Below are 24,502 nucleotides of genomic sequence, written 5' to 3' on the forward strand. Positions count from 1 at the left end.
TCACGCAGCGAGCCGTAACGTTTTTCCCGCACCAATCGATCTCAAGGACGACAAAGATGGCACTTCCGATTCTCGACCCCAACGCACCGGAATTCACGCGCCGTTACGTGAACCTGGCGGACCCGCGTCTGGGCGCGCAGGCGCTCGAGGCCAGCGACGAATTCTTCGCGCCGAAGGACCGCATGCTGAATCCGGAACCGGCCGTCTTCATTCCGGGCAAGTACGACGACAACGGCAAGTGGATGGACGGCTGGGAAACGCGCCGCAAGCGCACGACCGGCTACGACTGGTGCATCGTCAAGCTCGCGCGGCCCGGCGTGATCAAGGGACTCGACCTCGACACGAGCCACTTCACCGGCAATTTCCCGCCGGCGGCGTCGGTGGAAGCGGCGCGCGTTGCGGATGGCGAGCCGAATCAGGCGACGCAATGGACCGAGATCGTGCCGTCGACCACGTTGCAGGGCAATAGCCACCACTACCTCGAAGTCGGCGACGCGAGCGCGTACACGCATCTGCGCGTGAACATCTATCCGGACGGCGGCATCGCGCGTCTGCGTGTTTACGGTCAGCCGCAGGTCGACTGGGCCGGCGCGAGCCGCACCGAGCAGTTCGATCTCGCCGCGATGGAAAACGGCGCGTATCTGGTCGGCGCGAACAACCAGCACTTCGGCGCGGCCTCGACGCTGCTGATGCCGGGTCGCGGCGTGAATATGGGCGACGGCTGGGAAACGCGTCGTCGTCGCGAGCCGGGCAACGACTGGGCGATCATCGCGCTCGCGCAGCCGGGCGTGATCCGCAAGATCGAAGTCGACACCGCGCACTTCAAGGGCAATTATCCCGATCGCTGCTCGATCCAGGCCGCGTACGTGAAGGGCGGGACCGACAGCTCGCTCGTCACGCAGGCGATGTTCTGGCCGGTGCTGCTCGGCGAACAGAAACTGCAGATGGACAAGCAGCATTTCTTCGAGAGCGAGATCGCGGCGCTCGGTCCCGTTACGCATGTGCGCTTCAACATCTATCCGGACGGCGGCGTGTCGCGTCTGCGTCTGTGGGGTACGCTCGAATGAAAACGCTCGCCATCGAACCGCTGACGAAAGCGGCGTTCGCCGCCTTCGGCGACGTGATCGAACTCGAAGGCGCGAAGCAGATTCCGATCAACCTCGGCACGACGATCCGCTATCACGACCTCGCGAAGGTCGACGTGACCGACGAGCACGGCCGCACGCTCGTCAATCTGTTTCGTGGCCAGCCGCGCACGTTGCCGTTCGAAGTGAAGATGCTCGAGCGTCATCCGCTCGGCAGCCAGGCGTTCGTGCCGCTCAACGACAAGCCGTATCTGGTCGTCGTCGCGCCCGCGGGCGAACTCGACGCGACGAAGATCCGCGCGTTCGTCACCACTGGTTGGCAGGGCGTCAACTACGCGAAAGGCGTGTGGCACCATCCGCTGATCGCATTGGGCGAGACGAGCGACTTTATCGTCGTCGATCGTGGCGGCGAGGGGCTCAATCTGAACGAGCAGGATCTGGCGGAGTCGCTGTGGCTCACGGAAGATGCGCTGAGCGCGGTGGCGGTTTGATGGCGATGCAGCTGCCGGGTCGCCGGCAGCGTTGCGGTTCGAAGAACAGGCCCGCGACGTGCGTTACGTCGTGGGCTTTTTTGCATGGATGGCGTCACTTGCGCCTGCCAAGCAGCGGCGAATGCCCGATGACTTCCCTTGACCGTTCGGGCGGCTCCGGCGCCGAAAATCCCGCTGCTTCGATGGCCGGCTTGAGCCCCCTGAATTGCAGGCTTTTCTTCGGCGAGCGCAGCGATGTCATGCCGTCGTCCCATGCATGCAGCATCTGCTTGGCGACCGCACGCCACTGCGGTTCGTTGCGCGCTGCTTCGATCAACTCGTGGCCGACGTCGACAGCGGAGTCGCACAGCGCTTCAACCATCTGCGCATATTGCCGCGGGGCGATGCCCATGCGCGTGTTGAAAAATCGTTCCAGCGTTTTACCGGCTGCCCAGGTTTTGCGGCCGTCGACAGGCAGCCCGGGCGGATTGGCTGCGAAGCGCGGATAAGCCTGGGTCGTCACGACATCGTAGACGGGCGTGAACGCGACATCGTCGACCGAGGTATAGAACAGTGCGACGTTCTTGGTGTGGCAGTCCGCATTGCGCACGACGTAGTTCGTCAGCAAATGCCAGCCGAGCTGCTGGAGTTGCATCCGCATGGTGTCGCGATCGAGCAGATACGCTCTTGCCGCGTTGAGCATTTTCTCGCTCGTCGAATTGTATTTTTCGTGCGGTGGCAAGCCGAGCAGACCGCACAAGTCTTCGACGCCATACGCCGGCAGTCCCTGCGCGTCGACATCGAAGCGCTCGACGACGAGCGCCCTGCCATCGTCCGACATCCGCGTGCGCGCAACGTGCGCCACCCCCAGCCGCTCCAGCACCCGCATCGAATGGAACTCGTTGAAACCGAGAAAGGGCGTGTTGTCGTCCGAACCTTTGACGATGTGACGGCTCGTTCGAATCGTCGGCTTACCGAGCTGCAACGGTGTCGATGCGGCAGACTGCGCTTCCGGCGCGATGAACTTCGGCACGACGCCCGAAATGGCCGCTCGCGCGTATTCACGTACGAGTTGCGCGAAATGTTCGGCGGTGTTGTCGCCGTGCAGGATGTGCTGGACGTCGAGCGCCTGGAGTTCGGTGCCCGGTGCCACGCCTTCGGGCGTCACGGTGACCCGGCCGATCCCCATCGAGCCGACGACGGCGAGCAGTGACAGATCGGTTCCGTCGAGCAAGGGCCCGAATTGCTCGCGGATCAGATTCAGCAGATAGCCTTCGGGCAGGTTCTGCCGGAAAAACGGATGCAGGTCGCGTGGCCAGCGCCAAGGCTCTTCGCGCACCGGCATCGTCAGGCTGACGAAGTCGGCCGCGCTCGCATCGCCGTTATATTTGAGGACATAGTCGTCGCGCTCGCGAAACAGCGTGGCAACGTTCTTGCCTAGCACCTGAACGTCGAGCTTCATGGCTGCGCGTCCGGGCTGCGCTGTTCAGCGAGGATGTCTTCCAGCGTGCGGCCATGTCCATGCGCGACGAACTTGAGGTCGTAACCGGCAGCCTCAAGCAGGCGCACGAGCACGGACACGCTCATATCGTTCCTGGCGAGCGTTTCCATCCGCGCGACGGTCGTGCGGGCCACGCCCGCGCGGCGCCCAAGTTCTTCCTGCGATAGTTTGCTGTCCCGTCGCACGGCTTTCAGCATGTCCGAGACATCGGCGAGGTTGGTCATTTGTAGCCTCAGGGCGTCAAATTCAACGTATTTGACGTTTATTGTAGCCCAAGAGACACAACAAGGTTATTCGCATTTGTGTCTCTAGGGCTACATTTTATCTATCTTTGCCGATTTTTGTAGCCCAGGGGCGACAAAATCCGATTATCGATCTCGCTGACCGCGCACGTCACCCTCACAAACAACAACGGGCTTGCCGCTCTCGCGACAAGCCCGCTTCGCACGCCAGCCTCTGCCTCGGCACCGGCTCCGTGATCCGGACAGACGTCCTTACTTCGCCGCGCCGCCTTCGAACCACGCGGCGATCTTCATCCGCTCGTCGTCGGTCATATGCGTGACGTTGCCGAGCGGCATCGCCTTCAACGTGACCGCCTGCTGGTAAATGCGCTGCGCGTTCTGCGAAATTTCGTCGGGCGTATCCATCAGCACGCCGGCGGGCGCGCTGCCCATCATCGTCGGATGCGCGGAGTGGCAGGCCACGCAGCGCTGCTGCAGCACCGGCGCGATGTCGGCGACCTTCAGCGTCGGCGCGTTGGCGGCCTGCGCCTGCGGCACCACCGGACGCGGCATGGTCCACACGAGTGCCGTGCACATCAGCGCGACGCCGACGAGCGGCAGATACCACAACACCTGGCCGCGATGGCGCATCACGAAGAACTGACGGATCAGCGCGCCGGCCAGCATGATGACGACGAGCACCGCCCAGTTGTACGGATGCGTGTAGGTCATCGCGTAGTGGTTCGACAGCATCGCGAACACGACCGGCAGCGTGAAATACGTGTTGTGCACCGAGCGCTGCTTGCCGCGCTTACCGTAGATCGGGTTCGGCGTGTCGCCCTTCAGCATCGCGTCGACCATCTTGCGCTGGCCCGGAATGATCACGAAGAACACGTTGGCCGACATGATCGTCGCGAGCATCGCGCCCACGATCAGATACGCTGCGCGGCCCGCGAAGATATGGCAGGCGAGATACGCCGCGATCAGCACATAAACGCCGACGCAGATGCCGAGAAGTTTGTCGCGTGTGCCGAGAATGCGGCACAGCGAGTCGTAGACGATCCAGCCGGCCGCGAGGAAGCCGATCGCCGAGGCGACGGCGACCACCGGCCCCATGTCGAGCACGTTCCTGTCGATCAGGTAGGTGCTCGGCGAGAACAGATACAGCACGGTAAAGAGACCGAAGCCCGACAGCCACGTCGTGTACGACGGCCATTTCGACCAGTGCAGGTCTTCGGGCATTTCGGGCGGCGCGACCGTGTACTTCTGCATGTTGTAGAAGCCGCCGCCGTGCACATGCCACAGCTCGCCGAACACGCCGCGACGGCGCTGGTTCGGATCGGTCGGCGGCTTCAGGCTATTGTCGAGCGCGACGAAATAAAACGATTCGCCGATCCATGCAATGGCGGCGACGACGTGGAACCAGCGAATCGCGAGGTTCAACCAGTCGGTGATAAAGCCTTCCATGAAACTCCTCCACTTCTGATTCGTTGCGTGCGCGATGACGTTCGACGTCGTCGGTCATCGCGCCGACTGCGGATAGAAGACGCAGCGCGGGTTGTTATGGGTATCGCGGGGCGTTGTGCCTGTCCAGGTCTGTTCGTGCCGGTTCGGACGCGGCTCGTATCCAGCAGGGCTAGCTGCCCCGATACGTGCTGTACGAAAATGGCGACACCAGCAGCGGCACGTGATAGTGCGCGTCGGCATCGGCGACGCCGAAGCGCAGCACGACGCGATCGACGAAGCGTGGTTCCGGCACCTTCGTGCCGAGCGACGCGAAGTAGTCGCCCGCGCCGAACACGAGTTCGTACTCGCCCGCGACGAGCGCGTCGCCTTCGAGCAGCGGCTCGTCGCAGCGGCCGTCGTGATTGGTGACAGTGGTTTTGAGCGCGCGGCGCGAGTCGCCCGCGAGCGCGAAGAGTTCGACCTTGATGCCTGCGCCGGGACGGCCGTTCGCGGTGTCGAGCACGTGGGTAGTGAGCTTGCCCATTCGCAATTGTCCTTGTGTGAATGCGAGGTGTCGGCGGCGGCCCGATCCATTACGTTTGCGGCGGATCGAGGCTCCACGTCAGTGGCTACATACCCGTCGGCGAATCGAAGCAAGCGCCGTGGCAGCCATTGTAGAAAGGATGCTCTGTCCCGAGCGCGAGCGATAGGAAAGATAATAGTTCGCGCATGATGGACAGCCAGACGAAAGCCGCGCCGGCTCATCGGCCGATCGTACCGGCGCCAAAAATGCACCACTATATTGGCGGTGTGAAGTTGGGTATCGCAACCGCGCGGGTTGTCAGCGGGATTTTGGCTACCGAAGGTAAGCGCTGTGCGGCGCGACACACCCGTGCAAAGGCAGGCCTTTGGCACGGACAACCCCGAAGACGGCGACTCACGCTGGGTAGCCGGGCCAACGGCGTTCAACGGAACGCGACGGCACGGTGGCGTGCCGCCGCATCGCGTTCGAATGGCTTTGCATGCAGGCAATCAGGCGGACAGACGAATGACGATGAATGAAGCACTGAAACAACCCGGTAAAACGATGCTCGTGAAGCACGCGGACGTGCTGGTCACGATGGATGACGAGCGGCGCGAACTGCGCGACGCCGGGCTGTATATCGAGGACAACCGGATCGTCGCGGTCGGACCGACCGCGCAACTGCCGCAATCGGCCGACCAGGTACTCGACCTGCACGGCCATCTCGTGATTCCGGGCCTCGTCAACACGCATCACCACATGTACCAGAGCCTCACGCGCGCGATTCCCGCCGCGCAGAACGCCGAGTTGTTCGGCTGGCTCACGAACCTGTACAAGGTGTGGGCGAACCTCACGCCTGACATGATCGAAGTATCGACGCTGACCGCTATGGCCGAGCTGCTGCTGTCGGGCTGCACGACGTCGAGCGACCATTTGTATATCTATCCGAACGGCAGCCGTCTCGACGACAGCATCGCGGCCGCGCGCCGAATCGGCATGCGCTTTCATGCGGCGCGCGGCAGCATGAGCGTGGGACGCAAGGACGGCGGCCTGCCGCCCGATTCGGTGGTCGAGCGCGAAGCGGACATCATGAAGGACACGCAGCGTCTGATCGAGACGTATCACGACGATGGGCGCTACTCCATGCTGCGCGTCGTCGTGGCGCCGTGCTCGCCGTTTTCGGTGAGCCGCGACCTGATGCGCGAATCGGCGGCGCTCGCGCGCCAGTACGGCGTGTCGCTGCATACGCATCTGGCGGAGAACCTCAACGACGTCGAGTACAGCCGCGAGAAGTTCGGCATGACGCCGGCCGAGTATGCGCACGATCTCGGCTGGGTCGGCCATGACGTATGGCATGCGCACTGCGTGCAACTCGACGACGCGGGCATCGCGCTGTTCGCGCGCACCGGCACCGGCGTCGCGCACTGTCCGTGCTCGAACATGCGGCTCGCGTCGGGCATCGCGCCGGTCAAGCGCATGCGGCTCGCGGGCGTGCCGGTCGGGCTCGGCGTCGACGGCTCGGCGTCGAACGACGGTGCGCAGATGGTCGCCGAAGTGCGCCAGGCGCTGCTGCTGCAGCGTGTCGGTTTTGGGCCCGATGCAATGACCGCGCGCGAGGCGCTCGAAATCGCGACCCTGGGTGGTGCGCGCGTGCTCAATCGCGACGACATCGGCGCGCTCGCGCCCGGCATGGCCGCGGATTTCGTCGCGTTCGATCTGCGTCAGCCGCACTTCGCCGGCGCGCTGCACGATCCGGTGGCGGCTCTGGTATTCTGCGCGCCGTCGCAGGTCAGCTATAGCGTGATCGACGGCAAGGTGGTGGTGAACAATGGGCAGTTGGCGACGCTCGAACTCGGGCCGGTGATCGAGCGGCATAACGCGCTCGCGCGGCAGCTTTACGAGGCGGCCGCTTGAGCTCGAGCGGAACGGGCGGCACTCGCGCCGCGCCGCGCGCAAGCCGCGAGTCGCTGATCCGTGAGCAGCGGCGCCAGTGCGATCGGCGCCGCATGCGGCGTCAGGGCTTGTCGATCAACGTCCGGGTCGCCTCGCCAACCACGCCGCGCAGCCAGCGCACTTCGTCGGAGTAATGCACGCGCTCGTGCCACAGCTGGTAGTACTGCATCGGCGGAAAGTCGAGTGGCGCGGCCACCACGGTCAGCGGCAGGAACTTCGCGTAGTAGTCGGCAAAGAGGCGCGTCGTCGTGAAGATCAGATCGGATTTGATCAGCACGTACGGCGCGAGATTGAAGTAGGGCAACGTGACGACCACATGGCGCTTGAGCCGCTCGCGCGCGAGATGCACGTCGATCGCGCCGCGCTGGCCGACCGAATACGGCGTCGGCGCGAGATGTGGCGCGTTCAGGTACTGGTCGAGCGTGAGCCCGCCGCGTTTGGCGAACGGATGCGTGTTGCTCATCAGGCACACGATCTGATCGACGAACAGGTTCGACAGATGCAACTGCTCGGGCGGCTCCGGCCAGTTGCCGACCACGATGTCGAGCTTGCCGTCCTCGAGCGCGAGTTCGTAGTCGAACGCGGGGCCGAGCGAATGGAATTCGAGCGTCGCGTTCGGCGCGGCCTTGCGGAAACGTTCGACGACCGTCGGCACGAACAGCACGTTCAGGTAGTCGGGACAGCCGATCCGGTAGCAGCGGATCGACGTGGCCGGATCGAAGTTGTGCTGCTGGAACTTGATGCGCTCGATTTCGCGCAGCGCGTTCTGCACCGGTTCGAGCAGGCGCAGACCGTACTCGGTCGGCACCATGCCGGACTTGCCGCGCACCAGCAGCGGGTCGCCGGTGATGTCGCGCAGACGGCGCAGCGCCGCGCTGATGGCGGGTTGGGACTGGTTCAGTTTGACGGCGGCGCGGGTGACGCTGCGCTCCATCAGCAGCGTGTGCAACACGCGCAGCAGGTACGTGTCGATCGCCTCGCGTTGCTGGCTCATGGATTCTCCGAATATATGTGCTGGCTGATCGAACGAACGTGGGGGTATATGCGTTTTAATATGGACGAAAAACGGCGTCAAGGGCGACATACCCGCAGAGCTTGTAGCGGCGGGGGTTTGCGGGAATTTTGTCAACTCGACTGAGTGGGGCGAATTAGGTATTGTCATCCGGTTGTGGTGACGGATCGCCCGCCGGCGGCATGCAGGCGGCATGCAGGCGGCAAGCAGCGTCACGAACGCACTACGGAATCTCATGAGCGACACTCCACTTAGCGACGGCGCGCAACTCACCGGCCAGGCGGTGCCTCGGCTCGCAATGACGGGCATCACGAAGCAGTACCCGGCCGTGCGCGCCAACGACGACGTCACGCTCGTCGTCGCGCCCGGCGAAATCCACGCGGTGCTCGGCGAGAACGGCGCGGGCAAGAGCACGCTGATGAAGATCATCTACGGCGCCGTGCGACCCGACGCCGGCGAGATCCGTTGGGAAGGCGAGACGGTCGACATCGCGAGTCCGGCGGCCGCCCGCAAGCTCGGCGTCGGCATGGTGTTCCAGCACTTCTCGCTGTTCGAGACGCTGACGGTCGGCGAAAACATCGCGCTCGCGCTCGACGAACCGTTCGATCTGAAGACGTTGGCCAAACGCATTCGCGAGGTGTCGGCCGACTACGGGCTCGACATCGATCCGCAGCGGCATGTCCACAGCCTCACCGTCGGCGAGCGGCAGCGTGTCGAAATCGTGCGCTGCCTGCTGCAGAATCCGCGTCTGTTGATCATGGACGAACCGACCTCGGTACTGACGCCGCAGGCGGTCCGCAAGCTCTTCACGACGCTGCGCCGGCTCGCGGCCGAGGGCTGCAGCATCCTCTACATCAGCCACAAGCTCGACGAAATCCAGGAGTTGTGCGACACCGCGACGGTGATGCGCGGCGGTCGCGTGACCGGCCATGTGACGCCGAAGAACGAGACGCATGCGTCGCTCGCGCAGTTGATGGTCGGCCACTCGCTGCCGGACTACACGCGGCGCGAGCACAAGCCGGGCGCGGTGCTGCTCGATGTCAGGCAGTTGTCGGTCGCGAGCGACGATCCGTTCGGCACCTCGTTGCGCGACGTGTCGTTCAGCGTGCATGCGGGCGAGATCTTCGGCATTGCCGGTGTGTCGGGCAACGGGCAGGCGGAACTGCTCGCGGCGTTGTCCGGAGAGAAGCGCGCTGAAAAACGCAGCCTGCCGGCCGACGCGATCACGATCTGCGGCAAACCGGCCGCGCGCCTCGGCGCGGGCGGGCGGCGCGCGCTCGGCTTCGGCTTCGTGCCCGAAGAGCGGCTCGGCCGCGGCGCGGTGCCGGCGATGAGCCTCGCCGACAACGCGCTGCTCACCGCGCATCGGCAGAGCATGGTCAACTCGGGCTGGATCAAAACGGGTGTGATGCGCGCATTCGCGAAGCGCTGCATCGACGCGTTCGACGTGCGCTGCGGCGGCCCCGACGCGCTCGCGCAAAGTCTCTCGGGCGGCAATCTGCAGAAATACATCATGGGCCGCGAAATTTTGCAGGCGCCGAAGGTGCTCGTGGTCGCGCAGCCGACGTGGGGCGTCGATGTCGGCGCGTCGGCGTTCATCCGTCAGCAACTGCTCGATCTGTCGGCGCGCGGCGTTGCGATTCTGGTGATCTCGGAGGAACTGGAAGAGCTGTTCGATATCTGCGATCGCATCGCGGTGCTCGCGGGTGGGCGGCTTTCGCCGGTGCGTGCGACCGGTGCGACCAACGCCGAGGAAATCGGCCGCTGGATGGCGGGGCTGTTCGGCGACCGCGAGGGCGCGGCGCCCGCGGCGGATCAGCCGGCGCATGCATGAGGCGAGGCGTTGCCCGCCGGCCACGCCAACACGCTAACCACGCACGCGAATGCGGACCCTGAAGAACAGAACCCGAACAAATACACGCTACCCATGATGCTTCCCTATCGACTCGAAGCCCGCACGTCGCCGTCGCGCACGATGCAGCTCGCCGTGCCGCTGATCGCCGCGTTGCTGACGCTCGCGATCGGCTTCCTGATCTTCGGCCTCGTCGGCCGCGACCCGTTGCAGGCGATGCACGGGTTTTTCATCGAGCCGCTGTCGAGCATCAACGGCTGGTCGGAGCTGCTGCTGAAGGCGTCGCCGTTGTGCCTGATCGGCCTCGGTCTCGCGATCGGCTATCGCGCGAACGTGTGGAACATCGGCGCCGAAGGGCAGATGCTGCTCGGCGGCATCGCGGCGAGCGGCGTCGCGATCTATTTCGATCAGGCGAGCGGCTGGTGGATCCTGCCGACCATGATGGCGGCCGGCATCCTCGGCGGCATGGCGTGGGCCGCGATTCCCGCGTTTCTGAAGAGCCGCTTCAATACCAACGAGATTCTCGTGAGCCTGATGCTCACGTACGTCGCGACGCAACTGCTGATCTATCTCGTGAGCGGCCCGTGGCGCGATCCGCAGGGCATGAACTTCCCGCTGTCGGAGATGTTCAGCGGCGACGCGCTGTTTCCGACGCTGTATGGCGACTGGCACTGGAAATTTCTGCGTGGCACGCGCCTGAACGCGTCCGTGTTCCTCACGCTGATCGCGATTCCGCTCGTCTGGCTGTTCATGCGCAAGAGCTTCGCGGGCTACCGGATGAACGTCGGCGGACTTGCGCCGCTCGCCGCGCGTTACGCCGGTTTCTCCGACAAGAAGACGATCTGGACGTCGCTGCTGATTAGCGGCGGCCTCGCGGGCCTCGCCGGTATGGGCGAAATTGCCGGTCCGATCGGCCAGTTGCAGGCGACGTGGTCGCCGGGCTACGGCTTCACCGCGATCATCGTCGTGTTCGTCGGCAGGCTGCATCCGCTCGGCATCGTGCTCGCCAGTCTGCTGATGGCGTTGCTGTATCTCGGCGGCGAAGCGGTGCAGACCTCGATGCAATTGCCGCAGGCGCTCTCGGGCGTGTTCCAGGGGCTGCTGCTGTTCTGCCTGCTCGGCGCCGACCTGTTCGTGAACTACCGCGTGCGGCGCCGCTCGGCCGCAGCAGTGGCTCGTTAAGTTTGCCAATCAGCTCGCTAATCCGCTTTCAGACTCGATATGGATATCCAGCAAGCCAGCGCGCTCACGTCGAGCGCGATCACCGCGTCGATCCCGTTGATGTTCGCGGGCGCCGGCGAACTCGTCGCCGAAAAATCGGGCGTACTCAATCTTGGCGTGGAAGGGATGATGCTGATGGGCGCCGTCAGCGGCTACGCGGTCACGTCGATCACGGGCAGCCCGTGGCTCGGCGTGCTCGCCGCGATCGGCGCCGGTCTCGCGATGTCGCTGCTGTTCGCGTTCCTCACGCTGACGATGCTCGCCAACCAGGTCGCGACCGGCCTGTCGCTGACGATCTTCGGCATCGGGCTGTCCGCGTACGTCGGCAAGCCGTACACGTCGGCGGCGGTGCGCGCGACGATCGATACGTGGACGATCCCCGGCCTGTCGAACATCCCGGTGCTCGGCCCGGCGCTGTTTACCCTCACGCCGCTCGATTACCTCGCGTTCCTGATGTTCGCCGCGATCGGCTGGTTCCTCTATCGCACGCGCGCGGGACTCGTGCTGCGCTCGGTCGGCGAATCGCCGCAGGTCGCGCATTCGGTCGGCTTTCCGGTGGTCGGCGTGCGCTATGGGGCGGTCGCGTTCGGCGGCGGCATGGCGGGGCTCGCGGGCGGCTACTATTCGATCGTCAATCTGCACCTGTGGCAGGAGAACCTGACCTCGGGCCGCGGCTGGATCGCGCTCGCGCTCGTGGTGTTCGCGACGTGGCGCCCTGGGCGACTGCTGATCGGCTCGCTGCTGTTCGGCGCGGTGACGGGGCTGCAGTTCTATGCGCAGGCGATCGGTGTGCCGGTGCCGACGCAGTTTCTCGCGATGCTGCCGTACGTTGCGACGATCGTCGTGCTCGCGCTGATCTCGCGCAATCCGAACACGATTCGCCTGAATGCACCCGCGTCGCTCGGCAAGCCGTTTTTCTCGGCGGGCTGACGGCGACACAGGTTCTTGATCGCTCCGCTCAAACTATTCGCTCATTACGACAGGAAAAAAACATGAAGAGAAGAAATCTGCTGACCGCTTTCGCTTGGGGTGCGGCGTCGCTGGCACTTGCGGCGCCGCTCGCGCAAACCGCGCAGGCCGCTGACGTGCCGGGCGTCGCGTTCGTCTATCTCGGCAATCCGGGCGATGCCGGCTGGACCTACGCGCACGATCAGGGCTCGCGGGAAGCCGAAGCGAAGTTCGGCAACAGGATCAAGATCACGCGCGTCGAGAACGTGCCGGAATCGGCCGACTCCGAGCGCGTGTTCCGCGATCTCGCGAACAAGGGCAACAAGATCATCTTCGGCACGAGCTTTGGCTACCAGGACTTCGAGCTGAAGGTCGCGAAGGACTTCCCGGACACCATCTTCCTGCACGCGACCGGCTACAAGAAGGCGCCGAACTTCGGCACCTACGACGTGCGCATGTATCAGGGCGCGTATCTGGCCGGCGTCGCCGCGGGCTACGTGACGAAGAGCAACACGCTCGGCTTCGTCGCGTCGGTGCCGATTCCGGAAGTGGTGCGCAACATCAACGCGTTCACGCTCGGCGCGCGCTCGGTGAATCCGAAGGTGCATACGAAGGTGATCTGGATCAACAGCTGGTTCGATCCGGGCAAGGAAAAGCAGGCCGCCGAAACGCTGATCGGCCAGGGCGCCGACGTGCTGCTGCAGAACACCGATTCGAGCGCGACGCTCGCGACCGCGTCGGAGAAGCACGTGCACGCGTTCGGCTGGGATTCGGACATGAAGAAGTTCGGTCCCGATGCGCATCTCGGCTCGGTCGTCGCGCACTGGGGCGTGTACTACAGCGCGGTGATCCAGCAGGTGCTCGACGGCAAGTGGAAGAACGATCCGGTGTGGTGGGGCATTCCGCAGAAGGCTGTCAACCTCGAGGACCTGAACACCTCGGCGATTCCGGCCGATGGGCAGAAGCAGGTTGCCGCGAAGCGCGACGAACTCGCGAGCGGCAAGCGCGACGTGTTCACGGGCCCGATCAAGGATCAGTCGGGCACGGTGAAGGTGCCTGAAGGCAAGACGCTGACCGATGCGGAACTGCAGCGCCTGAACTGGTACGTGGAGGGTGTCGACGGGTCGCTGCCGAAGTAAATCGGGCGGTCCGTTGTTGAAAAAAAGCTGCGTCCAGCCCCGCCTGGACGCAGCTTTTCTGTTTGCGGCTTGCGCGTGGCAGCGGGCAAGCGTGTCGTGCGGTCGCCGCTCAGTCCTCGATGCGCAGGCCGACCTTCAGCGTTACCTGCCAGTACGCGACCTTGCCGTTCTCGATCTGGCCGCGCGTTTCCGTGACCTCGAACCAGTGCAGATTGCGCAGCGTTTCCGACGCTTTGGCAATCGCGGTGGTGATCGCGTCGTCGATCGATTTCTTCGACGAACCGGTCAGTTCGATCTTCTTGTAAACGTGTTCTGACATGAGTTCCTCCTTGGTGTGCGCCGCTGGTCAGTAAAACGCTGCTCGGAAACGTGCATGGAAAAAAGTATAGGCAACGGTTCGCGCAGTCCGACGGACATATGCGTCCTCGCCAGCGCAATCGCCTGCGCGGCGGACCAGACGTCGCCGCTCGAACCATCGATACCGCACATCGCATGCCCGGTATCGCGCGACTTAAGCGCCTGGCGCGGTCGCTATCATCCGTACGCAACATAAGCCATTCAATCTGATAACCGACGAGGTTCGAACGTGGAAACTGGTTTTTGCGGCCCCGGCCTGATGGGCGCGCCGATGATCCGGCACCTGCTGCGCGCGGGTCATAGCGTGCATGTGTGGAACCGCACGCGCGCGGTCGAGCAGATCGTGTTCGGCCCGGCGGGGGAGCGCCTACGAGACCGGCACGCCGATGCCGGTCGCGTCGACGGTCCAGCAATTGCTGCGACTGGGTGCGGCAATGGGGCTCGCCGACGCGGATTTCTCGGCCTTCATCGACATTCTGCAGACGCCGCGCGGCGGCTCGAGCGGGTGACGCGGGCCGCGCCGGAACAACTGTCCGGTTGAAAACTCCAAACCTGCTAAAATATTGGGTTTTTCGCCGATATCACATTCAAAGGGACGCGCTGTGCTGTCTACTGCCAATATCACCATGCAATTCGGGCCGAAGCCCCTCTTCGAGAACATTTCGGTCAAATTTGGGGGAGGGAATCGCTATGGCCTGATCGGTGCGAACGGCTGCGGTAAATCCACCTTCATGAAGATTCTCGGTTCGGATCTCGAGCCCAGCTCGGGCAACGTGATGCTCGAGCCGAACGTGCGTCTGGGCAAGCTGCGCCAGGACCAGTTCGCGTACGAAGACGTGCGCGTGCTCGACGTCGTGATGATGGGCCACGCCGAAATGTGGGCCGCGATGACCGAGCGCGACGCGATCTACGCGAACCCCGACGCGACCGACGACGACTACATGCACGCGGCCGAGCTCGAAGCGAAGTTCGCCGAGTACGACGGCTACACGGCCGAAGCGCGCGCGGGCGAGCTGCTGCTCGGCATCGGCATTGCGATCGAAGACCACAACGGCCCGATGAGCAACGTGGCGCCCGGCTGGAAGCTGCGCGTGCTGCTCGCGCAGGCGCTGTTCTCGAAGCCGGACGTGCTGCTGCTGGATGAGCCGACCAACAACCTCGATATCAACTCGATCCGTTGGCTGGAAGATGTTCTCAACCAGTACAACTCGACGATGATCATCATCTCGCACGACCGGCACTTCCTGAACCAGGTCTGCACCCACATGGCCGACATGGACTACGGCACGCTGAAGGTCTATCCGGGCAACTACGACGACTACATGCTCGCCAGCACGCAGGCGCGCGAGCGTCAGCAGGCCGCCAACGCGAAGGCGAAGGAGCGCGTGGCCGATCTGCAGGACTTCGTGCGCCGCTTCTCGGCGAACAAGTCGAAGGCGCGCCAGGCCACCAGCCGTCTGAAGATGATCGACAAGATCAAGATCGAGGAATTCAAGCCGTCGTCGCGGCAGAACCCGTTCATCCGCTTCGAGTTCGAGAAGAAGCTGCACAACATCGCGGTGGTCGCCGACAGCATCTCCAAGAAATACGAGCGCTCGATCTTCAATAACTTCAGCATCAGCGTGCAGCCGGGCGAGCGCATCGCGATCATCGGCGAGAACGGCGCGGGCAAGACCACGCTGCTGCGCTCGTTGCTCGGCAATCTGCAACTCGACCACGGCACGGTGAAGTGGGCGGAAAACGCCAACGTCGGCTACATGCCGCAAGACACGTACGAAGAGTTTCCGGGCGACGTCACGCTGATGGACTGGATCGACCAGTACCGCAAGGAAGGCGACGACGAGCAGATGGTGCGCGGCACGCTCGGCCGGCTGCTGTTCAATGCGGACGACATCCGCAAGTCGGTCAAGGTGCTGTCGGGCGGCGAGAAGGGCCGCATGATCTGGGGCAAGCTGATGCTGGGCCGCCACAACGTGCTGCTGATGGACGAGCCGACCAACCACATGGATATGGAGTCGATCGAGTCGCTGCAGATCGCGCTCGACAAGTTCGACGGCACGCTGATTTTCGTGTCCCACGACCGCGAGTTCGTGAGCGGCCTCGCGAACCGGATCATCGAAGTGAAGACCAATGGCACGCTGAACGACTTCGGTGGCAACTATGAGGACTTCCTGACGAGTCAGGGCGTGCAATAAGCGCTTCGGTTCACGCTGATCGAATCGCGTCACAGCAAAAAGCCCGCTTCGTCGAAGCGGGCTTTTTTATGGTCGCGTCAACGTGCGATGCGCGCAACGAACACCCTCACACCTTGTCGTTCTGAAACCGCATCGCCGTGCCTTCCCGTTCGATCCGAGTCCAGATCGCGCGCTTTTCCTCGTCGCTCAGAAACACCCAGTTCGACACTTCGGTGGCGGTGCGGCCGCAGCCTTTACAGACCTCGTCGAAGAGCGTGGAGCAGACGCCGATGCACGGGCTGTCGGGAAGATCGTGGAGATTCGAAGTCATCGGAAACCTTGAGGCGGGGAGGCGAAGTCCCGCTATGTTAACCGATGCGCGCCGCGCGCCTTGCATGCGTCGCTCAGCGTCGTGCGAACTTCATGTCAATTGCGCTGACCTTTGCGTCTGCGATCACGCCGAAGTCGCCAGTTGCCACATCAGCGCGCCATTGAGCGCAATGATGAACGCCGCCGACAGCCATGACAGCACGAGCGGCACGCCGTGCACGCGCCAGCCGCGCATCAGCGCCGCATCGGACGCGCAGCGGATCAGCGGCACGACCGCAAGCGGCAATTGCAAGCTCAGCACGACCTGGCTCGCGACCAGCAACTGATTCGAGCCATGCTGGCCGAACACGCCCACCGCGAGCAGGGCCGGCCCGATCGCGAGCGCACGCGTGAGCAGCGCGCGTTTCCAGCGCGGTAACCGCAGCCGCAGGAAGCCCTCCATCACCGTCTGACCGGCCAGCGTGCCCGTGACGGTCGCGCTGAGTCCGCACGCGAGCAGCGCCGTCGCGAACAGGATGCCGGCCCAGCGGCTGCCGACGAGCGGCGCGATCAGCCGATGCGCATCGGCCAGATCGGTCACGTCGCGATGACCGCTCGCATAGAACACGGCCGCCGCGACGATCAGCAGCGCCGCGTTGATCACGAACGCGAACGCAAGCGAGCCGAAAGTATCGAGATTGACGACGTGCAGCGCGGCTTTGATCTGCGCGTCGCTGCTGTCGGGCGCGTGATGCTTGACCAGCGCCGAATGCAGATACAGGTTGTGCGGCATGACCGTCGCGCCGACGATGCCGGCCGCTAGCCACAGCATGCCCGCGCTTCTGATCAGCTCCAGGCTCGGCGCGGTGCCGGCCAGCGCCGCGTGCCAGTCGGGCCGCGCGAGCTGCACGACGAAGCACAGGCCGACGAAGCCGATCAGCGAGGCGATCACCGCCTCCAGCCTGCGGCCGCCTTTCTGCTCCGGCAGGCGCCGGCGCCGGTCGGGACGCATCGCGAAAGGATTGGTGTTCATCGTGCCAGAGCTTCCGGGAAACGCATCCTGTTGCAAGTCACATGCCCATCGCACGCGCGCAGCGGCTGGCCGGCCGTCGCGCGACGACGTCGCGCAATACGCATCAAAAGATCATGATAGGAGCATTCGTGGCGGCGCCGCGGCGCATGAAAGGCGCGCTGGACGCCGACGCGGCTCTGCACCGGCAAGCACCGTCCGGCACTCGCGCGCGCCGGAGCGGCGCACCGCCCAGGTGCGAGCCAACGCCGAGCTGACAACCAGATAACAGCGACGCGATGAAACTCTCGCAGCCTGTGCCCAGCGCGGATAAAGCGCGGCCGACGACCGCGTATTTTTCGGTAGACACGGGCCGATAACCCGTTAAAATTTCGGCCATTTTGCAAGGGTGCGGCCAGAGCCTGTACCGTTTGCGCGACAGCTCCGGGTTTTTTTTTGTGCGGGCAATAATTGGTGGTAGTTTTCGGGGTTTTCAGGGGACCGTGCGGGCGACGGCGCGGCTTGAGTGACGAGAGATCGGAGAACGGGATGAACAAGCGGATAGTGGGGCATATGGCGGCGCTGATCTTGTGCGCGGCGCCGTGGTTGACGGCCGCTGCGAAGGATACGCAGCTCAACGTGTATAACTGGTCCGACTACATCGCGAAGGACACGATACCGAACTTCACCAAACAGACCGGCATCCAGGTCAAGTACGACAACTACGACAGCGACGACACGCTGCAGGCGAAGCTGCTCACCGGTCACTCGGGCTACGACATCGTCGTGCCGACCAGCAACTACGCGGGCAAGCAGATCGCCGCGGGCATCTTCGAGCCGCTCGACAAATCGAAGCTGCCGAACCTGAAGTACCTCGACCCGTCGCTGATGGCGCTCGTCGCCGGCGCCGATCCGGGCAACAAGTACGTGGTGCCCTGGGCGTACGGCACGACCGGCCTCGGCTACAACGTGACGAAGGTCCAGCAGATCCTCGGCAAGGACGCGCCGCTCGATAGCTGGGACATCCTGTTCAAGCCGGAAAACATCTCGAAGCTCAAGGCCTGCGGCGTGTCGGTGCTCGACGCGCCGGACCAGATGTTCGCAGCCGCGCTGCACTACATAGGCAAAGACCCGATGAGCACGAACCCGGCCGACTACCGCGCCGCGCTCGCGATGCTGAAAAAGATCCGCCCGTACATCACGCAGTTCAACTCGTCGGGCTACATCAACGACCTCGTCGGCGGCGACATCTGCTTCGCGTACGGCTGGTCGGGCGACGTCGTGATCGCCAAGCATCGCGCGATCGAGGCGAACAAGCCGTACAAGATCGAGTACTTCGTGCCGAAGGGCGGCGCGCCGGTGTGGTTCGACGTGATGGCGATTCCGAAGGATGCGAAGCACAAGGAAGCCGCGCTCGAGTGGATCAACTACATCGAGACGCCGCAGGTGCACGCCGCGATCACCAACGCCGTGTACTACCCGAGCGTCAATATGGAAGCGCGCAAGTACGTGGACAAGGACGTCGCGAACGATCCGGCCGTGTACCCGTCGCCGGAAACCATCAAGACGCTGTTCCTGTTGAAACCGCTGCCGCAGGAAATCCAGCGGCTGCAAACGCGGCTGTGGACCGAGTTCAAGTCCGGCCGCTAAGCGCGACAACAAACAGATAAGCAGCCTATGAAGCCCTCGGTGTTCACCGGGGGCTTTGTTCGTCAAACGCCGGAGTGAAGCAGCATTATGATGAGTAGTGACCAGCCGGGCGCGCTGGCCGGGACGGCCGTGCCGTCGACGGGCTCGAACGCCGTGACGGGCGACGCAGCGGAGCAGTTCATCCAGATCGTCGATGTCGTGAAGAAGTTCGGCGAGACCGTCGCGGTCAAAGGGGTCAATCTGACGGTGAAGAAGGGCGAGCTGTTCGCGCTGCTCGGCAGCTCGGGCTGCGGCAAGTCGACCCTCCTGCGCATGATGGCCGGGCTCGAAACCGTGACGTCGGGCAAGATCCTGATCGATGGCGAAGATCTCGCGCAACTGCCGCCGTATCGCCGGCCGGTCAACATGATGTTCCAGTCGTACGCGCTCTTTCCGCACATGACGGTCGAGGCGAACGTGGCGTTCGGCCTCAAGCAGGAAGGCGTGCCGAAGGCCGAGCTGAAAGACCGCCTGCACAACGCGCTCGAACTCGTGCAGATGGGCCGCTTCGCGAAGCGCAAGCCGCATCAGCTGTCGGGCGGGCAGCAGCAGCGCGTTGCGCTCGCGCGCTCGCTCGTCAAGCGGCCGAAGCTGCTGCTGCTCGACGAGCCGATGTCGGCGCTCGACAAGCAGATCCGCCAACGCACGCAGATCGAGCTCGTCAACATTCTCGACCAGGTCGGCGTCACCTGCATGATGGTCACGCACGATCAGGAGGAAGCGATGACGATGGCCAACCGCCTCGCCGTGATGAGCGAAGGCCAGATCGTGCAGCTCGGCACGCCGCATGAAGTCTACGAGTACCCGAACAGCCGTTTCTCGGCGGAATTCATCGGCTCGACCAATCTGTTCGAAGGCCGCACGGTCGAGGACGAGCCCGATCACGTGTTCATCGAAACGCCGGATCTGACGTGCCATTTGCACGTCAATCACGGCATCACCGGTCCGCTCGGCATGCCGGTGACGATCTCGGTGCGCCCCGAACGCATCGCCCTCACGCGTAAGCCGCCGGAGGGCGCCTACAACTGGGGCAGGGGCGTCGTCACGAATATCGCGTACATGGGCGGCTATTCGCTGTATCACGTGAAGCTCGACGGCGGCAAGACCGTGATCGCGAACGTGACGAGCCTGGCGCTCACCGAAATCGATCCGCCATCCTGGGGCGACGAAGTCTACGTGCGCTGGAGCGCATCGGCCGGCGTGGTGCTGACGTCATGAAAGAGGCGCTTTCGTCGTTTTTCGCGTGGCCCGTGCGGCGTCTGAAGTTCAGGGGACGCACCGCGGTGGTGGCGGGGCCGTTCATCTGGCTGCTGCTGTTTTTCCTCGTGCCGTTCCTGCTGGTCGTGAAGATCAGCTTCGCCGATTCGCAGCTCGGCATTCCGCCGTACACGCAGCTCGTCACCTTCGCGGAAGGCGCGCTGCACATCACGCTGGATCTGTCGCACTACGCGTTTCTGTTGACCGACAGCCTGTACTTCGCGACCTATGTGAATTCGGTCGTGGTCGCGGCGATTTCGACCGTGCTGTGTCTGCTGATCGGCTATCCGATGGCGTACTACATCGCGCGCTCCAATCCGGCCACCCGCAATCTGCTGATGATGGCCGTGATGCTGCCATTCTGGACCTCGTTCCTGATCCGCGTGTACGCATGGATCGGCATTCTGAAGAACAACGGGCTGCTGAATAACTTCCTGATGTCGGTCGGCCTGATCCATTCGCCGATCGAGCTGTATCACACGAACACGGCGGTCTATATCGGCATGGTCTATTCGTACCTGCCGTTTCTCGTGATGCCGCTGTACGCGCATCTCGTGAAAATGGACCTGACCTTGCTCGAAGCCGCCTACGACCTCGGGGCGAAGCCGTGGAAGGCGTTCTGGCAGATCACGCTGCCGCTGTCGAAGAACGGCATCATCGCGGGCTGTCTGCTGGTGTTCATTCCGGCGGTCGGCGAGTACGTGATTCCCGAGTTGCTCGGCGGCGCGAACACGCTGATGATCGGCCGCGTGATGTGGAATGAGTTCTTCGACAACGCCGACTGGCCGATGGCGTCCGCCGTCACATGCGCGATGGTGTTGCTGCTGCTGGTGCCGATGGCGCTGTTCCAGCATGCCCAGGCGAAGGCATTGGAGGAGGGCCGCCAATGAAGCCGAATCGCATGCTGCAGCTGATCGCTCTGGGCATCGGCTTTCTGTTTCTGTATATCCCGATCGTCAGCCTCGTCGTGTATTCGTTCAACGAATCGCAACTGGTGACGGTGTGGACGCGCTTCTCGACGCGCTGGTACGCGGCGCTGTTGCAGGACGGCGAGCTGATCACGGCGGCGTGGCTGTCGCTGCGTATCGGCCTGCTCACGGCGTTCGCGTCGGTGATCATCGGCACGTGGGCCGGCTTCGTGCTCGCGCGCATGGGGCGCTTTCGCGGCTTCACGCTGTACACCGGCATGATCAACGCGCCGCTGGTGATCCCCGAAGTGATTCAGGGCATCTCGCTGTTGCTGCTGTTCATCGAAATGGCGCGCTGGATCGGCTGGCCGGCCGAACGCGGCATCTTCACGATCTGGATCGGTCACGTGATGCTGTGTATTTCGTACGTCGCGATCATCGTGCAATCGCGCGTGCGCGAACTGCATCCGTCGCTCGAGGAAGCCGCGCTCGACCTCGGCGCGACACCGCTGCGCGTGTTCTTCTTCGTCACGCTGCCGCTGATTTCACAGGCGCTGGTGGCGGGCTGGCTGCTGTCGTTCACGCTGTCGATCGACGACGTGGTGCTGTCCGCGTTCCTGTCGGGTCCCGGCTCGACGACCTTGCCGCTCGTCGTGTTCTCGCGCGTGCGACTTGGTCTGAACCCGGAGATGAATGCGCTCGCGACGCTGTTCATCGCGGTCGTCACGGTCGGCGTCGTCGCGGCGAACTTCTTCATGCAGCGCGCGGAGCGCAGGCGGGCCGTGATGGCGGTTTGAGCTTGCGCGACGCGCGGGCATCGCGCGCCACGCGTGATCGAACTGGAAATCGCGGCCCTCACTTCTTCTGACGATAGCGATGATCGAGTCCCTTCTGCGCGTGCTGGACTGGCAGCCGCTCTATCGGCTGTGGGAACTGATCGTGATCATCGTGAAGTTTCTGTGGGAGCTGTTGCAGTTGCTGAGCGGCGGCGGGTAACGAATGCGCCGGCCCATGCCCGCGGCGCCGGATTGCCATTGTGCGGACTCAACGCGCGAAGCGGTAATCCTGCGGCCGCACGCGGCGCGTACGCTTGCGAAAGCTGAACGTGAAGCCGGGCCAGATCGCGGTGACTTTGCCGCTCTGCGTCTGATACCAGCTGTGGCAGCCGCTCGTCCACACCGCGTGCCGCATCTCCTGTTGCAAACGCGTGTTGAAATCGCGCTGCACGTCGGCGCGCAAGGTCATCGTGCGCGCATTCTGTTTGCGCAGCACGCGCAGGCAATCGCCGATATACCGCAGTTGCGACTCGATCATGTAGATCATCGAGTTATGGCCGAGCCCCGTGTTCGGGCCGACGATCATGAAGAAGTTCGGGAAGTTCGCGATGCTCGTGCCGAGATAGGCCTCGGGGCCATCGCGCAGCCATAGCGTGCTGAGGTCGGTGCCGTCGAGGCCGGTCACTTCGAACGGCGCGGGCACGTCGTTGACCTGGAAGCCGGTGCCGCAGATGATCGCGTCCGCGTGGTGGTGCACGCCGTCGTCGGTCACGATGCCATCCGCGACGATCTCGCGGATACCGCTCGTCACGACGTCGACGTTCGGCTGACAGACGGCCGGGTAATAGTCGCTCGACAGCAGCACGCGCTTGCAGCCGAGCCGGTAGTTCGGCGTGAGCTTCGCGCGCAGCGCCGGGTCCTTGACGCGTCGCTGCAGATAGCTGAGACCGAACTTCATCGGCATCTTCATCAGCTTCGGATTGACGACGAACGCGATCCCACGCGACTCGAGCTGCCAATAGATCGCGCTGCGAACGAAGCGCTGCGTGAACGGCAGCGTACGGAACAGCCATTGCGCGCGCAGGCCGATCGGCTTGTCGCGCTTCGGCATCACCCACGGCGCGGTGCGCTGGAACAGAGCAAGATGCGCGACGCGCGGCTGGATTTTCGGCACGAACTGGATCGCGCTCGCTCCGGTGCCGATTACCGCGACGCGTTTGCCGTCGAGCGGATAGGCATGATCCCAGCGCGCCGAATGGAACAGCTTGCCCTCGAAACGTTCGATGCCGGCGATGCGCGGCAGCGCGGGACGCGACAGCGGACCGTTCGCGGCGATCAGCACGTCGGCCTCGACGATTTCGCGCGCGCCGTTCGTGTCAAGTTCGACGAGCCAGATCTGCCGCGCTTCGTCGAAGCGCGCGGCGCTCACTTTCGCATTGCAACGCACGTAGCGATCGACGCCGTACTTGTGCGCGCAGTGCTGCAGATACGCGAGAATTTCGGCCTGGCTGCTGAACGAGCGCGACCACGCCGGATTCGCCTCGAACGAGAACGAATAGAGATGCGAGGGGACATCGCAGGCCGCGCCGGGGTAGGTATTGTCACGCCACGTGCCGCCGATGCCGCTCGCGGCCTCATAGACCGTAAACGACGTGATGCCCATTTGCTGCAGACGGATGGCCATGCCGATGCCGGCAAAGCCACTGCCGACGATCGCAATGCGCAGCGCGGTGGATGAAGCGGAAGGGGCGGGCGTCACGGCGGTCTCCGGCACGGGGCGAAAGCGGCGGGTGAAACGATAGCGGCTACGGCGCGCTGGACTCGCGCGGCGCGACGGGCAGGGGCGAAATCGCGCGTCTACAGCTGTCTACACACGGCTTAACGCGCAGGGTAGACAACTGTACACATCGCGTCAAGATCGTTTAGAGTGCAGCTATTAAACGCGCATACCGCGCGACGATTGAACGTCACGATGACGACCGTCCCCGAAGCAGCGTCCGTCGCCGGCCCGCAGTTGCCGCCCGGCAAGCGCAAGCTGATCGAGGCCGCGCTGCGGTTGACCGCCGGCGGCCGCAGTTTCGCGAGCCTCGGCTTGCGCGAGCTCGCACGCGAGGCGGGGCTCAATCCGAACACGTTCTACCGCCATTTCAGCGCGCTCGACGAGCTTGCGCATGAAGCCGTCGCCTCGGTGAGCCGACGGCTTCGGCCGATGCTGCGGCGCGAGCGCTGGCTCGCCGCGCACGACGAACCGCACAGCGTGCCGCGGCGCGCGTGCGTCGCGTTTTTCGCGTTCGCGCTCGCGAACCGCGAGGCGTTCCTGAGCGCGCTGGCCGAATACCACGGCACGTCGCCGGCTTTGCGCGAAGCGGTGCGCGCGAACCTGCACGAGGTGTCGGCGGAGATGGCGGACGACGTCGTGCAGCTCGAATTGATGCCGCGACTCGCGCGCGAGACCGTCGACGAAGTCTGCACGCAGATCGTGCTGCAACTGTTTCATCTATCCGCTGAATACATCGATGCGAACGCCGCGCGCCGCGACGCATTGATCGATTACGCGGAACGTTTCATCGTGCGGCTGTTTGCGGGGGCGGTCGTGCTCGCGCAGCACGAGGGTAGCCACGCGGAGTCGGCGCGGGCCTGACTTGAACGAAG

The 24,502-nt window shown here is 64.1% G+C and carries 21 protein-coding genes and 3 pseudogenes; 15 read left to right on the forward strand and 9 right to left on the reverse strand.

Going from position 1 to position 24,502, the window contains the following annotated elements; genetic code table 11:
* Positions 1 to 56 precede the first annotated feature (56 nt).
* Both alc and F6X40_RS30515 read left to right on the forward strand, forming a co-directional pair.
* Entirely contained in the window at positions 57 to 1,067 is a 1,011-nt protein-coding gene (gene alc, locus F6X40_RS30510) for an allantoicase (protein ID WP_184056821.1), read from the forward strand.
* On the forward strand, positions 1,064 to 1,576 hold the full coding sequence (locus F6X40_RS30515; protein WP_187630395.1) for an ureidoglycolate lyase: 513 nt from the start codon (positions 1,064 to 1,066) through the stop codon (positions 1,574 to 1,576). Before alc ends, F6X40_RS30515 begins: the two co-directional genes overlap by 4 nt.
* A 94-nt stretch (positions 1,577 to 1,670) precedes the next feature.
* On the opposite strand, the gene F6X40_RS30520 is transcribed toward F6X40_RS30515, so the two are convergent.
* The 4 genes from F6X40_RS30520 to uraH all read right to left on the reverse strand — a co-directional run bounded on the left by F6X40_RS30520 (position 1,671) and on the right by uraH (position 5,267).
* Positions 1,671 to 3,017, reverse strand: a complete 1,347-nt coding sequence (locus F6X40_RS30520) for a type II toxin-antitoxin system HipA family toxin (RefSeq protein WP_187630396.1) — start codon at positions 3,015 to 3,017, stop codon at positions 1,671 to 1,673.
* Complete coding sequence (locus F6X40_RS30525) at positions 3,014 to 3,280, reverse strand: helix-turn-helix domain-containing protein (protein ID WP_187618420.1); 267 nt, start codon at positions 3,278 to 3,280, stop codon at positions 3,014 to 3,016. Before F6X40_RS30525 ends, F6X40_RS30520 begins: the two co-directional genes overlap by 4 nt.
* A gap of 270 nt (positions 3,281 to 3,550) precedes the next feature.
* A complete protein-coding gene (locus F6X40_RS30530; RefSeq protein ID WP_187630397.1) occupies positions 3,551 to 4,744 on the reverse strand; it encodes a urate hydroxylase PuuD in 1,194 nt (397 codons plus the stop codon).
* Positions 4,745 to 4,913: 169 nt separating this feature from the next.
* Positions 4,914 to 5,267, reverse strand: a complete 354-nt coding sequence (uraH, locus tag F6X40_RS30535; RefSeq protein WP_187618421.1) for a hydroxyisourate hydrolase — start codon at positions 5,265 to 5,267, stop codon at positions 4,914 to 4,916.
* Positions 5,268 to 5,810: 543 nt separating this feature from the next.
* On the opposite strand from uraH, the gene F6X40_RS30540 reads away from it, so the two are divergent.
* On the forward strand, positions 5,811 to 7,160 hold the full coding sequence (locus tag F6X40_RS30540; RefSeq protein WP_187630415.1) for an 8-oxoguanine deaminase: 1,350 nt from the start codon (positions 5,811 to 5,813) through the stop codon (positions 7,158 to 7,160).
* A 100-nt stretch (positions 7,161 to 7,260) separates the two neighbouring features.
* On the opposite strand, the gene F6X40_RS30545 is transcribed toward F6X40_RS30540, so the two are convergent.
* Positions 7,261 to 8,193 (reverse strand): LysR substrate-binding domain-containing protein, encoded by a 933-nt coding sequence (locus F6X40_RS30545; RefSeq protein WP_187618422.1) that lies wholly within the window; start codon positions 8,191 to 8,193, stop codon positions 7,261 to 7,263.
* 253 nt (positions 8,194 to 8,446) lie between these two features.
* Between F6X40_RS30545 and F6X40_RS30550 the strand changes: the two genes are divergently transcribed.
* The 4 genes from F6X40_RS30550 to F6X40_RS30565 all read left to right on the forward strand — a co-directional run bounded on the left by F6X40_RS30550 (position 8,447) and on the right by F6X40_RS30565 (position 13,371).
* Positions 8,447 to 10,045, forward strand: a complete 1,599-nt coding sequence (locus tag F6X40_RS30550; RefSeq protein ID WP_184066071.1) for an ABC transporter ATP-binding protein — start codon at positions 8,447 to 8,449, stop codon at positions 10,043 to 10,045.
* 93 nt (positions 10,046 to 10,138) lie between these two features.
* Positions 10,139 to 11,245, forward strand: coding sequence for an ABC transporter permease (locus F6X40_RS30555; RefSeq protein ID WP_090805345.1), 1,107 nt, complete (start codon positions 10,139 to 10,141; stop codon positions 11,243 to 11,245).
* A 39-nt stretch (positions 11,246 to 11,284) separates the two neighbouring features.
* Positions 11,285 to 12,214, forward strand: coding sequence for an ABC transporter permease (locus F6X40_RS30560; protein ID WP_090800507.1), 930 nt, complete (start codon positions 11,285 to 11,287; stop codon positions 12,212 to 12,214).
* 62 nt (positions 12,215 to 12,276) lie between these two features.
* Positions 12,277 to 13,371 (forward strand): BMP family ABC transporter substrate-binding protein, encoded by a 1,095-nt coding sequence (locus F6X40_RS30565; protein WP_187630398.1) that lies wholly within the window; start codon positions 12,277 to 12,279, stop codon positions 13,369 to 13,371.
* A gap of 109 nt (positions 13,372 to 13,480) precedes the next feature.
* On the opposite strand, the gene F6X40_RS30570 is transcribed toward F6X40_RS30565, so the two are convergent.
* Positions 13,481 to 13,690 carry a dodecin gene (locus tag F6X40_RS30570; RefSeq protein WP_018435559.1) on the reverse strand — a complete coding sequence of 70 codons (210 nt, stop codon included), beginning with the start codon at positions 13,688 to 13,690 and terminating at the stop codon, positions 13,481 to 13,483.
* 267 nt (positions 13,691 to 13,957) lie between these two features.
* On the opposite strand from F6X40_RS30570, the pseudogene F6X40_RS42720 reads away from it, so the two are divergent.
* The 3 genes and pseudogenes from F6X40_RS42720 to F6X40_RS30585 form a co-directional block, all read left to right on the forward strand.
* Positions 13,958 to 14,059 (forward strand): annotated as a pseudogene (locus F6X40_RS42720) (NAD(P)-binding domain-containing protein); the annotation flags it as partial.
* A 31-nt stretch (positions 14,060 to 14,090) separates the two neighbouring features.
* A pseudogene (locus F6X40_RS30580) lies at positions 14,091 to 14,237 on the forward strand (NAD(P)-dependent oxidoreductase); the annotation flags it as partial.
* A 93-nt stretch (positions 14,238 to 14,330) separates the two neighbouring features.
* Positions 14,331 to 15,923, forward strand: coding sequence for an ABC-F family ATPase (locus F6X40_RS30585; RefSeq protein WP_090800503.1), 1,593 nt, complete (start codon positions 14,331 to 14,333; stop codon positions 15,921 to 15,923).
* Between the two features lie 106 nt (positions 15,924 to 16,029).
* On the opposite strand, the gene F6X40_RS30590 is transcribed toward F6X40_RS30585, so the two are convergent.
* Together F6X40_RS30590 and F6X40_RS30595 are read right to left on the reverse strand one after the other, a co-directional pair.
* Positions 16,030 to 16,233, reverse strand: coding sequence for a DUF1289 domain-containing protein (locus F6X40_RS30590; RefSeq protein WP_090800501.1), 204 nt, complete (start codon positions 16,231 to 16,233; stop codon positions 16,030 to 16,032).
* A 123-nt stretch (positions 16,234 to 16,356) separates the two neighbouring features.
* Positions 16,357 to 17,193: pseudogene (locus F6X40_RS30595) on the reverse strand (divalent metal cation transporter); the annotation flags it as partial.
* Positions 17,194 to 17,769: 576 nt separating this feature from the next.
* On the opposite strand from F6X40_RS30595, the gene F6X40_RS30600 reads away from it, so the two are divergent.
* From F6X40_RS30600 to F6X40_RS30615, 4 genes are all read left to right on the forward strand, one after another.
* Positions 17,770 to 18,870 (forward strand): polyamine ABC transporter substrate-binding protein, encoded by a 1,101-nt coding sequence (locus F6X40_RS30600; RefSeq protein ID WP_187630399.1) that lies wholly within the window; start codon positions 17,770 to 17,772, stop codon positions 18,868 to 18,870.
* Positions 18,871 to 18,960: 90 nt separating this feature from the next.
* On the forward strand, positions 18,961 to 20,127 hold the full coding sequence (locus F6X40_RS30605) for an ABC transporter ATP-binding protein (protein WP_184022680.1): 1,167 nt from the start codon (positions 18,961 to 18,963) through the stop codon (positions 20,125 to 20,127).
* Entirely contained in the window at positions 20,124 to 21,056 is a 933-nt protein-coding gene (locus F6X40_RS30610) for an ABC transporter permease subunit (RefSeq protein WP_184056787.1), read from the forward strand. The genes F6X40_RS30605 and F6X40_RS30610 overlap by 4 nt, the downstream gene beginning before the upstream one ends.
* A complete protein-coding gene (locus tag F6X40_RS30615; RefSeq protein ID WP_184066060.1) occupies positions 21,053 to 21,871 on the forward strand; it encodes an ABC transporter permease subunit in 819 nt (272 codons plus the stop codon). Before F6X40_RS30610 ends, F6X40_RS30615 begins: the two co-directional genes overlap by 4 nt.
* Positions 21,872 to 22,118: 247 nt before the next feature.
* Here F6X40_RS30615 and F6X40_RS30620 read toward each other — a convergent pair whose 3' ends face one another.
* Positions 22,119 to 23,609, reverse strand: a complete 1,491-nt coding sequence (locus tag F6X40_RS30620; RefSeq protein ID WP_187630400.1) for a flavin-containing monooxygenase — start codon at positions 23,607 to 23,609, stop codon at positions 22,119 to 22,121.
* Between the two features lie 213 nt (positions 23,610 to 23,822).
* Here F6X40_RS30620 and F6X40_RS30625 point away from each other — a divergent pair, with 213 nt between their 5' ends.
* Entirely contained in the window at positions 23,823 to 24,491 is a 669-nt protein-coding gene (locus F6X40_RS30625) for a TetR family transcriptional regulator (RefSeq protein WP_187630401.1), read from the forward strand.
* The last annotated feature ends 11 nt before the right edge of the window (positions 24,492 to 24,502 follow it).

Source organism: Paraburkholderia sp. UCT31, from assembly GCF_014397655.1.
In the GTDB taxonomy this organism is placed as follows: Bacteria; Pseudomonadota; Gammaproteobacteria; order Burkholderiales; family Burkholderiaceae; genus Paraburkholderia; species Paraburkholderia tuberum.

Bases quoted from the DNA above. Each gene is read 5' to 3' on its own strand.
- alc (WP_184056821.1), top strand. From the start codon at position 57: ATGGCACTTCCGATTCTCGACCCCAACGCACCGGAATTCACGCGCCGT.
- F6X40_RS30515 (WP_187630395.1), top strand. From the start codon at position 1,064: ATGAAAACGCTCGCCATCGAACCGCTGACGAAAGCGGCGTTCGCCGCC.
- F6X40_RS30520 (WP_187630396.1), bottom strand. From the start codon at position 3,017: ATGAAGCTCGACGTTCAGGTGCTAGGCAAGAACGTTGCCACGCTGTTT.
- F6X40_RS30525 (WP_187618420.1), bottom strand. From the start codon at position 3,280: ATGACCAACCTCGCCGATGTCTCGGACATGCTGAAAGCCGTGCGACGG.
- F6X40_RS30530 (WP_187630397.1), bottom strand. From the start codon at position 4,744: ATGGAAGGCTTTATCACCGACTGGTTGAACCTCGCGATTCGCTGGTTC.
- uraH (WP_187618421.1), bottom strand. From the start codon at position 5,267: ATGGGCAAGCTCACTACCCACGTGCTCGACACCGCGAACGGCCGTCCC.
- F6X40_RS30540 (WP_187630415.1), top strand. From the start codon at position 5,811: ATGCTCGTGAAGCACGCGGACGTGCTGGTCACGATGGATGACGAGCGG.
- F6X40_RS30545 (WP_187618422.1), bottom strand. From the start codon at position 8,193: ATGAGCCAGCAACGCGAGGCGATCGACACGTACCTGCTGCGCGTGTTG.
- F6X40_RS30550 (WP_184066071.1), top strand. From the start codon at position 8,447: ATGAGCGACACTCCACTTAGCGACGGCGCGCAACTCACCGGCCAGGCG.
- F6X40_RS30555 (WP_090805345.1), top strand. From the start codon at position 10,139: ATGATGCTTCCCTATCGACTCGAAGCCCGCACGTCGCCGTCGCGCACG.
- F6X40_RS30560 (WP_090800507.1), top strand. From the start codon at position 11,285: ATGGATATCCAGCAAGCCAGCGCGCTCACGTCGAGCGCGATCACCGCG.
- F6X40_RS30565 (WP_187630398.1), top strand. From the start codon at position 12,277: ATGAAGAGAAGAAATCTGCTGACCGCTTTCGCTTGGGGTGCGGCGTCG.
- F6X40_RS30570 (WP_018435559.1), bottom strand. From the start codon at position 13,690: ATGTCAGAACACGTTTACAAGAAGATCGAACTGACCGGTTCGTCGAAG.
- F6X40_RS30590 (WP_090800501.1), bottom strand. From the start codon at position 16,233: ATGACTTCGAATCTCCACGATCTTCCCGACAGCCCGTGCATCGGCGTC.
- F6X40_RS30600 (WP_187630399.1), top strand. From the start codon at position 17,770: ATGAACAAGCGGATAGTGGGGCATATGGCGGCGCTGATCTTGTGCGCG.
- F6X40_RS30605 (WP_184022680.1), top strand. From the start codon at position 18,961: ATGAGTAGTGACCAGCCGGGCGCGCTGGCCGGGACGGCCGTGCCGTCG.
- F6X40_RS30610 (WP_184056787.1), top strand. From the start codon at position 20,124: ATGAAAGAGGCGCTTTCGTCGTTTTTCGCGTGGCCCGTGCGGCGTCTG.
- F6X40_RS30615 (WP_184066060.1), top strand. From the start codon at position 21,053: ATGAAGCCGAATCGCATGCTGCAGCTGATCGCTCTGGGCATCGGCTTT.
- F6X40_RS30625 (WP_187630401.1), top strand. From the start codon at position 23,823: ATGACGACCGTCCCCGAAGCAGCGTCCGTCGCCGGCCCGCAGTTGCCG.